This window comes from Acinetobacter sp. ESBL14 (assembly GCF_036668815.1).
GTDB lineage: Bacteria > Pseudomonadota > Gammaproteobacteria > Pseudomonadales > Moraxellaceae > Acinetobacter > Acinetobacter gyllenbergii.
On record NZ_JAZEVS010000001.1, the window covers coordinates 1,004,419 to 1,017,538 of the forward strand.

The 13,120-nt window shown below is 42.6% G+C and carries 11 protein-coding genes and 1 riboswitch; of the genes, 5 read left to right on the top strand and 6 right to left on the bottom strand.

Annotated elements, in window-relative coordinates:
• Positions 1-324: 324 nt before the first annotated feature.
• A riboswitch (guanidine-I (ykkC/yxkD leader) is annotated at positions 325-426 on the top strand.
• A 46-nt stretch (positions 427-472) separates the two neighbouring features.
• The 5 genes from V6E90_RS04810 to V6E90_RS04830 all read left to right on the top strand — a co-directional run bounded on the left by V6E90_RS04810 (position 473) and on the right by V6E90_RS04830 (position 7,339).
• Entirely contained in the window at positions 473-1,210 is a 738-nt protein-coding gene (locus V6E90_RS04810) for an urea amidolyase associated protein UAAP1 (RefSeq protein WP_332604666.1), read from the top strand.
• A gap of 16 nt (positions 1,211-1,226) precedes the next feature.
• Positions 1,227-1,871, top strand: a complete 645-nt coding sequence (locus V6E90_RS04815) for an urea amidolyase associated protein UAAP2 (RefSeq protein ID WP_016539793.1) — start codon at positions 1,227-1,229, stop codon at positions 1,869-1,871.
• Positions 1,872-1,880: 9 nt separating this feature from the next.
• Complete coding sequence (gene uca, locus V6E90_RS04820; protein ID WP_332604667.1) at positions 1,881-5,486, top strand: urea carboxylase; 3,606 nt, start codon at positions 1,881-1,883, stop codon at positions 5,484-5,486.
• Between the two features lie 300 nt (positions 5,487-5,786).
• Positions 5,787-6,224 carry a CopG family ribbon-helix-helix protein gene (locus V6E90_RS04825; protein WP_004654007.1) on the top strand — a complete coding sequence of 146 codons (438 nt, stop codon included), beginning with the start codon at positions 5,787-5,789 and terminating at the stop codon, positions 6,222-6,224.
• An 83-nt stretch (positions 6,225-6,307) separates the two neighbouring features.
• Positions 6,308-7,339, top strand: coding sequence for an ABC transporter substrate-binding protein (locus V6E90_RS04830; RefSeq protein ID WP_442881249.1), 1,032 nt, complete (start codon positions 6,308-6,310; stop codon positions 7,337-7,339).
• A 122-nt stretch (positions 7,340-7,461) separates the two neighbouring features.
• On the opposite strand, the gene V6E90_RS04835 is transcribed toward V6E90_RS04830, so the two are convergent.
• The 6 genes from V6E90_RS04835 to trhP all read right to left on the bottom strand — a co-directional run bounded on the left by V6E90_RS04835 (position 7,462) and on the right by trhP (position 13,014).
• Complete coding sequence (locus tag V6E90_RS04835; protein WP_332604668.1) at positions 7,462-8,337, bottom strand: hypothetical protein; 876 nt, start codon at positions 8,335-8,337, stop codon at positions 7,462-7,464.
• Entirely contained in the window at positions 8,334-9,350 is a 1,017-nt protein-coding gene (locus tag V6E90_RS04840) for an isopenicillin N synthase family dioxygenase (protein WP_332604669.1), read from the bottom strand. Before V6E90_RS04840 ends, V6E90_RS04835 begins: the two co-directional genes overlap by 4 nt.
• A 53-nt stretch (positions 9,351-9,403) precedes the next feature.
• Complete coding sequence (locus tag V6E90_RS04845; protein WP_332604670.1) at positions 9,404-10,282, bottom strand: ABC transporter ATP-binding protein; 879 nt, start codon at positions 10,280-10,282, stop codon at positions 9,404-9,406.
• Between the two features lie 2 nt (positions 10,283-10,284).
• Positions 10,285-11,220, bottom strand: coding sequence for an ABC transporter permease (locus V6E90_RS04850; RefSeq protein ID WP_332604671.1), 936 nt, complete (start codon positions 11,218-11,220; stop codon positions 10,285-10,287).
• Between the two features lie 170 nt (positions 11,221-11,390).
• Positions 11,391-11,645, bottom strand: a complete 255-nt coding sequence (locus V6E90_RS04855) for a YfhL family 4Fe-4S dicluster ferredoxin (RefSeq protein ID WP_332604672.1) — start codon at positions 11,643-11,645, stop codon at positions 11,391-11,393.
• A 1-nt stretch (position 11,646) separates the two neighbouring features.
• Positions 11,647-13,014 carry a prephenate-dependent tRNA uridine(34) hydroxylase TrhP gene (gene trhP / locus V6E90_RS04860; RefSeq protein ID WP_332604673.1) on the bottom strand — a complete coding sequence of 456 codons (1,368 nt, stop codon included), beginning with the start codon at positions 13,012-13,014 and terminating at the stop codon, positions 11,647-11,649.
• Between the last annotated feature and the right edge of the window lie 106 nt (positions 13,015-13,120).

The window sequence follows — 13,120 nt, forward strand, 5'->3', positions numbered from 1 at the left end:
CATGAGGAGGTGCGGATTTTTATTTTAAACTTATATTATTCAAAGGTTTGAATTGTTTTCTTTGTCGTGAAAAATGTAGGATAAATAAAAAATATAGCTAAAAAGTGGTCGTTACTTTTATCTAAATGAACTTGATACATTTTTCTTATCTACCATGCTGCAATTCGATTTAAAAATAAAAAAGTGATGCTGATCCCACAGCATCAAATTGGTGCTTTGTTTTTTAAAATGCACTCTGAACAAGCTAAAAATGACCTTTTGAGTATTACGAATATGCAAAATCGTATTACTAAATTGGCATGTCTTTTGCTTCATAACAACATAGATAAAGTTGTCTAGGGTTCCGATGTATCCGCATGGAGACATGACTGGTCCGAGAGATAACGGTTCGATAGAACTACACGGAGGGATAAAAGCCCGGGAGGTCAGGCATATTGCCATAACGAGGTTAAGTATCCGCAAGGGGTTTGTTATGAATCAATCGTTCTATCACGACAATAAAATACTGTGGCAAGAAACATTGCCTGGTGGGCATCATTGGTCGGGTCGCATTCAACGAGGGGCAGTTTTACAGCTTGAAGCGCTGGGGCAGCAGGCCAATGTGTCTTTGTTCTGTGTCAATGCTGATGACAAGCTGGAGCGTTTTAATATGCCCGATAGTCTAAAAGCACAGCATACGGCTTTTCTCTCGACAGGGCATGTTTTGTACTCAGATCTTGGCCGTGTGATGGCCTCCATTATTCAAGATGAGCATGGCTGGAATGATGTGTTTTGCGGTCCAAGTACCGCACAGCAGATTGCACAAAATTTTGGCAAAAAAAACTTTCAGGATGCGCGTAATGACATGCATCAAAATGGTCTAGATAGTTTATTGGTGGAATTGACCAAATTTGGTCTAGGCCAAGCCGATTTGAGCGCAACAGTAAATTTATTTTCAAAAGTCCAGCCCGACGATCATGGTCGATTAAGTTATGTCACAGACGACAATCAACAGCAAAAGATTGAACTGCGCTTTGAAATGGATTGTCTGGTTTTTCTTTCTGCGGCACCACATCCACTCGATTTATCTACACAGTATCAACCCGCCGATATCCAAATTCGTCTATTCAAAGCCAATGCCTTAACTGAACAGGATGTTTGTCGGGATTCATGTGCTCAAAATCAGCGTGGTTTTGCCAATAACACACGCTATTACGCATTGTCGAATTAAGGTGGGGAGCGAGAAAATGACAGCATCAGCAAAAATTGAACAGATTGTTTTAGACCAGATTTGCCTTGCAGGTGAAGCATGGATGGGTGAGGTAAAACAAGGTCAGTATTTCCGCATTATTGATCTGGAAGGAAACCAAGCTGTTGATACCTTATTTATCAGTGCCAACAACGCTGAAGAACGTTATAGCGCAACCGATACCTTGGCGCAAAATCAGCAGCTTTATCTGGAAAAAGGCACGATCTTATTTAGTAATTTTGCCCGCCCAATTGCCACTATTATCGATGACAATTGCGGCAGACATGACACCTTAGGTGGCGCATGTTCATGTGAAAGCAATACCGTTCGTTATGCGCATGATAAATATCCGATGCACAGTTGCCGCAATAATTTCATGTATGCCTTGGCACAACATCCGATCGCCAAAAAGCATCAGCTCAATGTGCGTCATATTGGTCCCAATATTAACTTTTTTATGAATGTACCAGTAACCGCTGAAGGCCATTTAAAGTTTGAAGATGGGGTGTCTGCAGCGGGTAAATATGTCGAGATCAAAGCCGAAATGGATCTGATCGTTCTGATTTCAAATTGTCCGCAATTGAATAATCCTTGTAATGCCTATAACCCGACCAAAATCCAACTTGTTATACGTGACGCGTGAGGTGGCATAATGTTTAAAAAAGTACTGATTGCCAATCGTGGGGCGATTGCCTGTCGTGTCATTCGTAGCTTAAAAAAACTTGGGATTCAATCGGTTGCGGTCTATTCCGAAGCGGATAGGGACTCCTTGCATGTCAGTTTAGCCGACGAAGCGATTTTTATCGGCGATTCAGCTGCACAACAAAGCTATTTAAATATTGAAAAAATCCTTGCCGCAGCACAGCACACTGGGGCGGAAGCGATTCATCCGGGTTATGGTTTTTTATCAGAAAATGCCGCATTTTGTGATCTGTGCGAGCAACACGGTATAGCCTTTATTGGTCCGACCTCACAGCAAATGCGCGATTTTGGTCTAAAACATACCGCACGAGCATTGGCGATTCAGAACCATGTACCCTTGCTACCGGGTAGTCAGTTGCTTATCGACTTGGATGATGCATTGCTTCAGGCCGATCAGATTGGCTATCCCGTGATGCTGAAAAGCACCGCAGGCGGTGGCGGTATTGGCATGCGTCTGGTCTGGAATGAACAGGAATTAAAAGAAGCCTATCAAACTGTTTCCTATCTGGCGCAAGCGAACTTTAAAGATGCAGGACTGTATCTGGAAAAGTTTGTCGAAAATGCCCGTCACATTGAGGTACAAATTTTTGGCGATGGTCAAGGCCATGTCATTGCACTTGGTGAGCGCGATTGTTCGGTACAACGCCGTAATCAAAAAGTGATTGAGGAAACACCCGCACCACATTTGAATGATACGCAACGCACGTATATTCAACAGGTTGCTATTCAATTGATGCAGTCGGTGCAGTATCGTTCTGCAGGTACGGTTGAATTTGTGATGGATACCGATACACAACAGTTCTACTTTTTAGAAGTGAATACACGCTTGCAAGTGGAACATGGGGTGACGGAACAGGTGTATGACGTTGATCTGGTTGAATGGATGGTGACCTTGGCCAGTGGGGATTGGCAAGCACCGCAACAGATTGCACCGCCCAAAGGTCATTCGATTCAAGTGCGTTTATATGCCGAAGATCCGATTAAGAACTTTCAACCCAGCGCAGGCTTATTGACCAGTGTCAAATTTGACCCTCAATCACGGGTGGAAACTTGGGTGGAAACAGGCTCAAATGTTTCCTCATTCTATGACCCGATGATTGCAAAAATTATTGTGACGGCAACGGATCGAGAGCAGGCCATCGTTGCTATGCAAAATAGCCTAAGTAATACAGAGATTGCAGGGATTGAAACCAATCTCGAATACTTACAGGAAATTATTGCGGGTGAGGTATTTGGGCAAGGCACACAAACCACCCGTTTCTTGAATCAGTTTGAATGGAAAACCCAAAAAATAGAAGTGTTACAGGCAGGGATTCAAACTGCAGTGCAGGATGTAACAGGTCGCTTAGGGTATTGGGATGTGGGTGTTCCGCCTTCAGGTGCGATGGATGCATTGAGCTTGAATGTTGCCAATCAATTGTTGGGCAATGAATTTAATAGTTCGGGACTAGAATGTACCTTGCTTGGACCGACTTTAAAGTTTCATTGTGATAGTCAGATTGCCATCACAGGTGGTGAGATGGAGGTCAGTCTGGATGGTCAGCCAGTCGCGATGTGGTCAAGCATTAATGTGCGTAAAGGTCAGGTGTTAAAATGCGGTCGTATCAGTACGGGTTGCCGTAGTTATATTGGGATTAAACATGGATTTAATCTGCCTGCGTATTTGGGCAGTTTAGCGACCTTTACCTTAGGGCAATTTGGTGGTCATGCAGGGCGTAACTTACTGATGGGTGATATGTTGCCAATCACGGAGGCGAAAACCGAGCAAACAGTTGCATTAAAACCTGAACAAATCCCAAGTTTTAAAACCGAATGGGAAATCGCGGTCATGTATGGTCCGCATGGCGCACCTGATTTCTTTACGCCGAATGATGTTGCCATGTTTTTTGATCAAGACTGGGAGATTCACTTTAACTCGAGTCGTACCGGTATTCGTTTGATCGGCCCGAAACCTGAATGGGCTCGGATTGATGGCGGCGAAGCAGGTTTACATCCATCGAATATTCATGACAATGCTTATGCGATTGGTGCCATTGATTTCACTGGGGATATGCCAATTATCTTGGGGCCTGATGGCCCGAGTTTAGGCGGCTTTGTTTGCCCTGCGGTGGTGATCAACTCAGAGTTATGGAAATTAGGTCAACTCAAAGCAGGTGATAAAGTGAGATTTATCCCTGTCAGTTATGCACAGGCGCAACAGTTAGAACAGCGTTATCAATCGGCCTTACAGAATGAAACGGCATCACAGATTAATTTTGAACCGATGTTTAAAGCAGAGCCTGTCACTTTAAAAAATGCCGTGTTGGCGACTTTGGATCAGGGTGCCGACAAACCCAAAGTGAGCTATCGCCCCGCAGGTAACCAATATCTGTTAGTAGAATATGGTGAATTGGTCTTAGATCTCAATTTACGTTTTCGTATTCATGCCTTAATGCAATGGGTACAACAACAAAATATTCAGGGCATCATTGATTTGACCCCAGGCATTCGTTCATTGCAGATTCATTATGATTCAATGGTTCTAGAGCAACTGGATTTACTGCGCTTATTACAAGTGGCTGAAAGTGAATTACCCGATATTGAAAATATGCAGGTACCGTCTAGAACTGTGTATTTACCACTGGCTTGGGAAGATTCGCAAACCCAACTTGCCACCGAAAAATATACGCAATTGGTTCGTCCAGATGCACCATGGTGTCCAGATAATATTGAGTTCATTCGCCGTATTAATGGTCTTGCATCAAAGCAAGCCGTTAAAGATGTGGTCTATGACACGGCGTATTTGGTAATGGGCTTGGGAGATGTTTATCTGGGTGCACCTGTTGCGACACCGCTAGACCCGAGACACCGTTTAGTTACCACTAAATATAATCCTGCTCGAACATGGACACCTGAAAACGCCGTCGGAATTGGTGGGGCTTATATGTGTGTTTATGGCATGGAAGGGCCGGGTGGCTATCAGTTTGTAGGACGTACCACACAGGTGTGGAGCCGTTATCGTCAAAATCCGAATTTTGAAGCGCACAAACCGTGGTTGCTCAGATTCTTTGACCAAATCCGTTTCTATGAAGTGTCCGAATCTGAGCTGTTGGAAATGCGGGAAGACTTTAAAGCAGGGCGTTTGCAACTGCGGATCGAAGAAGGGGTGCTGAATCTCAAAGACTACAATGCTTTTCTAAAAGACAATCAAAGCAGTATTCAGGCTTTTAAACAGATTCAACAAAGTAATTTTGAAGCGGAACGCCGTCGCTGGCATGAAGCAGGCTTGGCTGAATATGTTTCTGAAAGTATGGATGCAGTACTGGATGATTCAGAAATCATAGTTCAGAATGGTGGCATGATCGTGGAGTCACATATGCCGGGTTCGGTCTGGAAAATTGAATGTACCGTAGGCGATATTATCGAAGAAGGTGAAACCTTGGCGGTGATTGAAGCAATGAAAATTGAAATTCCAATCCTTGCGCCTGCAAAAATGAAAGTCGATAGTATCTTGATTGATAAAGCGCAAACGGTAAAAACAGGACAGGCATTGTTTACGCTTGCACCTGCTGTATAGCAATCAAAATCCATGATGCAGAAAAGGCCCTATGATGAAACATCGGGCTTTTTTTTGTGCATTTATTCAGCAATTCACACGGTTTTTCTACTTTATTTGGCTAAAAAATTGGCATAGATACTGCATTAAATATTACGAATTATAAATTTGGTATTACTAAGACTGAGGTGGTTATGAAAAAGCAATCAATCCTGATTCAGTATTTCAAAGTTGCAGCGCGCTGTTTTGCCAATTTACTTACGGTCCGAGCAGGTCTGTATGTAAAGCAAAACCAAGTTTCTAAACAATAGTCTGATTATTATGAATGCGCGTCCTAAACTGACTCGAATCAGTATTACCGTCCCTGAAAAAACGGTTGAGGCCTTAGATCAAACCATTGTCGAAGAGCATTATGAAAGTCGCTCTCAGGCCATTGTCGACATGATTAACAAGCATCTCATTGCTGAACAGGCACAGCAAAATGCAGTCATGGTCGGCACACTGACCTTGTTGTATGACGCCAGTTGTATGCCGTTGCGTATGCAACTCTTAGACTTACAACAAAAATTTTTAGAACAGGTGATCAGTTCATTACATATTCAATTGGATCAACAAAAAATATTGGAAGTCATGCTGTTACAAGGCGGCAGTAATGATCTTAAACAAATTAGTCAGCAATTTACTGCTTTAAAAGGGGTGATTAAAGGGCATCTGGAACTCATGGATGCCGTGATGCCACCCTTACAGCAAAACGAATAGGACGCAGCGGCATCGGTAGTGTCGCTCAACACGTGATTTAGATGTGCTCTGGGCAAAATTTTCAAAAAAGATATGGGGTGATTATGAAGCAAGCAATAGCAACGTTATCTGTTTCAGTGCTGTTGGGACTGAGCCTTAGCGCGTGTGATAATTCGGCCAAAGTGCCAACGGCGGAAAAAGCAACCGAGGCCAAAGAGCTAACGACAACCACACCTATTACAATTGGGTATAGTGATTGGCCGGGTTGGGTGGCTTGGCAAGTGGCGATTGAAAAAGGTTGGCTCAAAGATGCAGGCTTAAATGTTGAATTTAAATGGTTTGATTATTCAGCCTCAATTTCTGCTTTTGCTGCCAATCAACTCGATGCGGTGTTTATTACCAATGGCGATAATTTAGTCAATGCCTCGGGTGGAAGCAAGGGCATGATCATTATGGTGACCGATTATTCTGCGGGTAATGATGTGATTATTGCCAAGAATGGCATCAACAGCATTCAGGATTTAAAAGGCAAATCCATAGCAACAGAAAAGGGTTTGGTCGATCACCTGTTATTATCGACGGCTTTGACTGATGCCAAGATTCCATTCTCAGATATTAAACTGGTCAATTCAGTAACCAATGAACTTCCTCAAGTGTTTGGCAGTCAGGATATTGCTGCGATTGCAGTATGGCAACCCGTTGCCAATCAAGCATTAAAAGCAGTGGCGGGTTCCAAGATTATTTATAGTTCCAAAGATAAGCCAGGTTTGATCTACGATACGCTTGCGGTGAATCCAGCTCATTTATCGGCGCATCAAGAGGACTGGAAAAAGCTGATCCAAGTGTGGGATAAAACGGTGAAGTATATCCAAGATCCTGCAACCCATGCAGATGCGGTAAAAATTATGGCCAACCGTGTCGGTGTCGATCCTCAACAATATGAGCAATTTATTGAGGGAACGCATTTACTGGATATCGCAGCGAATAAGAAAGTGTTTCAGAAGGGAACAGGCTTTGATTCGATTTATGGTTCAACCTATCATGTCAATCAATTCAATGTCAGTAATGGCATTTATAAAACTGCAGTGGATGTGGATGGCTTGATTTATCCAGCTTTGGTGGATGAGTTGAAATAGCTAATTTATAAAAAAAATCGTTCTCATAGAACGATTTTTTTATTTCTGGATTTTAAAATTTTAAGGACAATCTTTTTAAAGAATTGATTGTCCTTTTTAGAGTCAATCAGATACAAACAGTTTTAGTAAGTTCGCGTGGCATTTTTTAATAAATGCTTTTGCTCAGCAGCCAGCCATTGTTGTGTATCTGTAGTGGTTGCGCTTGTGGTATTAAATACAAAATCAGGTTGATAGATATCTAAGTGAAAATAAAGTCGATACAGTTCACCTTCAATCTGTTTCAGTTGGGTCAGGGTATTGGAATCTTCTATTTCAAAATCATCGAGTGAAATTGATTGCTGTAAACGACTACTGATTGTACTAAAACCAATAGAAGAACCATTTAAAGCAACCGAGACTTCATAGCTTTCGATCACTTTAGGATCATTTTCAGGATGATCAATCGGGCTATTCTTCAGTTGCTTTTGTTGTTGAGGAAGGCGTGATTGAGCATAAGCCATGTGCTGATCGCTGATCATCAAGCCACCATCCATAGCTATCATCTGTTGTGTTGCCACATGTTGCATTTGAAATAGACGTAAACCAAGCAATAAACCTTGCTGAGCCTGTTGCCGCCAATCCTCTACATAGGCATGGGAAGGTGAAAACTCTAAAATACTGTTGCCGATCGGGTAGAGTTTCGCTGGTTCAGGCCATTGAATATGATTCTGATAGTTTTGATGAACCTGCCAAGAGAGTAATTCACGCTCTGAATCCCATAAGGTATCGCCGATCCATCCTTGTCGCTCATGTACTGCAGTTTGATTGGCATCGATCAGTCGGAGGTCAATGCTGAAAGATTTGGACTGAAACCAATACACAATGGTCTTTTCGTCCGTCATGCCATTGAAGAAACTGATACTTTTACGTCTAAAACATCCCAGTAAATAGCGGGGTAAGGGCAAGTGATCATCAATTGGCGTTGGCTCAAGTTGCGCGAGTAAGTTGATTAGATTCATTCACCTGCTCCTTGTTCATTTAAACCAAAGGAGTACAGCGGACGGGCATTTTCAAGTACCAGCTCGCCTGATTGAATGCGTTGCTTGAGGTACATAAAAGTTTGAGCGGTCTGATTGAATAGATGCTCACCGCCTTTCATAGGCGGGTATAACGGTGCTTCATTGGGAATCAGTGGCTGAATCAGATAGTCATAATCACAGGAGAAGAACAGCGGAAAAGAGTAACGTTCTTGCTGCACCCGTCGAACACGATGTTTGGTTGCCAGATAACGACCATTAGATAAGATCTCCATCATATCGCCAATATTCATTACCATGGTGTTTTCAATTAAGGGAATATCGATCCATTCACCTTGTTTATTCAGTACCTGTAAACCTTCCGCCGTTGGAAATAACAGGGTAAAACATTCATAGTCGGTATGTGCACCAATGCCTGATTGATCTTGTGCCTCAGGATTGTAAGGATAATGAATCAGTCTTAATTGGCTCGGCGCATGCTTTAAATGCGGTTCAAAAAAGTCTTCATTCAGCTCAAGTGCCAAAGCAAAAGCTTTAAATAGCTGATTACCGATGGCTTTGATATGTTGATAATAATTTAAGACGGTGTGTTTAAAGTGGGCATCTTCAGGCCATAGTGTTGGTCCGATTAAAGGGCGACGATGCTGCTCACCGAGATAGTCATAATTGATGTCATAGGATTCTTTTAGATCATAGACATTGGCTTTAAACTGTTCTTCACCGATTGGCACATAACCACTATGATTTTGAGAAAGACCAATATAATGCTGCATTTTAGTGGCTTGGTCTTGGCTAAAATAGTGCTGTGCGGTTTGTTTTAACTGATCGAACAGTTCGGGCTGAAATTGTTCTCCTTGAATGTATAAGAAGCCAACCTCCTTACAGGCTTGATCTAGTTGCTTGACCACCTGTTTGCGATCTTCTAAACGCTCACTGTTGAGGGGGGAAATATCTATCAAGGGCAACACATAATCATGGTTCATGAGATCCACCATTGGCTGGTCGTCCAGCAATAAATGAAGCAGATTGGGTCGTCCCAAACGCTATTTTATTTATGTGTACTCATTTGGGTCATACGTGGAATTTTAGGTAAATCTTGTAGTGCAGGGTCGAGTTGTTCCTCTTGGTGATGTACCAACAGATCAACCCGTTCCCGTAATTGTTTAAATTCAGGCGAATGCATCAGTTCCATGCTTCGTGGGCGTGGTAGATTGACCTCGATAATCTCTTTGATCTCGCCCGGATTGGCTTTTAAGGCCACAATACGATCTGCCAATAAAATGGCTTCATCCATGTCATGCGTGACAAATAAAATGGTGATATCAATGTTTTGCCACAAGTCCATGAGATGCTTTTGCATTTTTTGTCGGGTGTAGGGATCGAGTGCACCAAAAGGTTCATCCATGAGTAAAATCTTAGGTTCATTGACTAAGGCACGGGCAATGGCGACACGTTGTTTCATCCCACCTGAAAGCTCGTGTGGAAACTGATTTTCATATTTTTCTAAGCCAATAATATTAATCCACTCACGTGCCATTTCTTCGGCACGGGTTTGACTGATGCCTTTCATCAAAGGGCCAAACATCACATTTTCTTTAACGGTTTTCCATGGAAATAAGGTATAGCCTTGAAACACCATGCCACGTTCTGAACTTGGGCCTTTAATCTTTTGCCCTTCAACCAGAACCTCGCCACTGTGGTAGTCATCTAGACCTGCAACCACACGGCTTAAAGTTGATTTTCCACATCCCGAAGGACCAATCACACAGACAAACTCACGTTTATGAATACGTAAATCAATTTGGTTCAGCACGGTTCGTCCTGAATCACCATGCTGAAAAATTTGCATCAGTTGCTTGGTTTCCAACATCACGGGACGCGTATAAATATGCTCAAAATAGGCTTTGGTATCGAAATTATCCGCCATATTTATACTCCTTTTTTCCATTTAAATAGGTATGTGCCGAGTTTCATTAAAATCAAATCACACAACAGTCCAATCACCCCGATAATCAGGATGGCGGCATAGACATTGTCAAAGTTCTGATAACGCGCTTGTTGAGTAATGAACCAGGTAATTCCTGAGGTGGCACCAATCAGTTCTGACACAATCAGATAGGTCCATGCCCAACCGAGCAAGACCCGTTGGTCTCGATAAATGTCGGGTAGTGCCGCAGGAATCACCACATGAAACAGGCTTTTAAGCTTATTGGTGCCTAGGGTATAACCTGCTTCAACCAAGCCGCGATCAACCATTCGAGTGGTATTGGCAATGATCAGAATTTGCTGAAATAAGGTACCAATCACGATAATGGCAATTTTCGGGGCATCATTAATACCTAAAATCGCCACTGCTAATGCCCCAAAGGCAGGTGCTGGCAGGTAGCGAAAGAACTCGACAAAGGGTTCAGTCAGCTTAGAGACGGTATTGGAAAAACCACACAGGATACCCAACGGCACACCGATCAATGAAGAAATAAAAAACGCCGTAAAAACAATCTTGATACTGTGCCATAGACTTTGATGTAACCACGGCGCATCGGCCTGTTGAGGTGGAGTGGTAAAGGACGTAAATAAGGCTTTCGCCACTTGATGCGGTGCAGGCAAATAAATGGGATTGACCAAAATACCTGTAGGCGGTGTTTTGCCTTGATTGACGGCATCTTGTGCCTCTGCATAATAAGCCTGCTTATCTATTCGGGTGCCTGCCTGTAGATAAGTGGCTGAGCCTGCATGGGTAATTTGAACTTGTGGATGCCAGATAAAGGGTAAGTAACTGACACAGCTCCAGATCAGGATGGGAATTAGAAAAGACCCCAAACTCAAATAAAGCTTTTTGCTTTTTGACAGTACTGAATGATGCATAGGTGCACACCCGTAGTAATACTAATTGAATAAAACGTAATACTAATTAGCAATTTTGATGCCAGTGCGGATGCTGAATAGCAAAATTAGGATGAAGTGCAGTCAATGAAAAGCGAGATAGGCACTTTTCCATACTTTTCATGGGATTGTGCCTATCAGTGATGAAGTCCTTAATGCTTGAATAGATTAAGATTATTGAATTTAATCAGCAGTTGATCAGGAGATTCAACCCACGCTGGGTCAGGCTGAATACAGTCGATGGGACAGACAGCGAGACAGGTGGGTGCTGTGTAGAAACCGATACATTCAGTGCAACGTTGTGGATCAATTTCATAGACTTTTGCACCTTCATTAATCGCTTGATTGGGGCATTCAGGTAAGCACATATCGCAATTGATACATGCGTTAGTAATCATTAGTGCCATCTTAATCTGCCGAATAGGCCAAAGCCGCAGATCGTAACTCGGTTGTGGCATGGGGCAAATTACGAATCAACAGTGCATATTCAATATCGACTTCTGGGGAAAATGGAATTTCCACGATATGTCCTGAACCCTTGGCACTTTCAATGGCATTGCCTTTAAGATCACGCATCTGTTCTAATTTGAAGTTGATATTGCCTTTGGGTGTCATAAGCTCAAGTGAATCACCAATTACAAAACGGTTTTTAACCTCAATTCGAATATGGTCGCCCTGACGTGCAATGACTTCACCGCAAAATTGTTGATAGTCAAAATGCGATGAACCATCGACATAATTTTGATAATCGCTATGCACATGGCGACGCAAGAAACCTTCGGTATAACCACGGTTTGCCAAACCTTCTAGTTGAGTCATCAAGCTAGGATCAAATTTATTACCTACCAGTGCATCATCAATGGCTTTACGGTAAATCTGTGCAGTACGGGCACAATAAAAATAAGATTTAGTCCGACCCTCAATCTTTAAAGAAGCAACACCCATTTGAGTCAGACGATCTACATGTTGCACTGCGCGTAGATCTTTAGAATTCATAAAATAAGTGCCGTGCTCATCTTCTTCAGCGGCAAACATCTCTTCATCATGACGCTGCACCAAAACAGTTTGCGCCGTATTAGTGCTGTTTGATGTTTTTGAGCAACATTGCTGCTGAGTATTGGCTGGTTGAACAGGGGTGACATTTCCATTGGCATCTTCTTGCGCTGTGTGGATTTTATAGTCCCAACGACAGGCATTGGTACAGGCGCCTTGATTGGCATCACGTTTATTTATATAACCCGATAACAAGCAACGACCAGAATAGGCCATACACAGTGCCCCATGCACGAACACTTCCAGTTCAATTTCAGGGACATGATTTTGGATTTCTTCTATTTCATCGAGCGAAAGTTCTCGAGATAAAATTACCCGACTTAGACCATAGTCTTTCCAGAATTTTACTGTGGCCCAGTTAATGGCATTGGCTTGTACCGAGAGATGAATCTGCATCTCAGGAAAATGCTCACGCACCAACATAATCAATCCGGGATCAGACATAATCAGCGCATCGGGCTGCATGGCAATAATCGGTTCGATATCTCGGATAAAGTTTTTGAGCTTGCTGTTGTGCGGCTGGATATTGACCACCACATAAAACTTTTTGCCTAGCGCATGCGCCTCATCAATCCCGATTTTTAAATTGTCATGGTCAAATTCATTGTTACGCACGCGTAAGCTATAACGTGGCTGGCCCGCATAGACCGCATCGGCACCATAAGCAAAGGCATAACGCATATTTTTAAGTGAACCAGCAGGAGAGAGTAATTCAGTATTCATGATGCAGCATAAAAGGCATATAAAAAATAAGGGATTATTCTAGAAAGTTCAGATTAAGGATTCAACCTAGTGTTTTGCTCAGGATTTTATAGATATTTATGAAAAA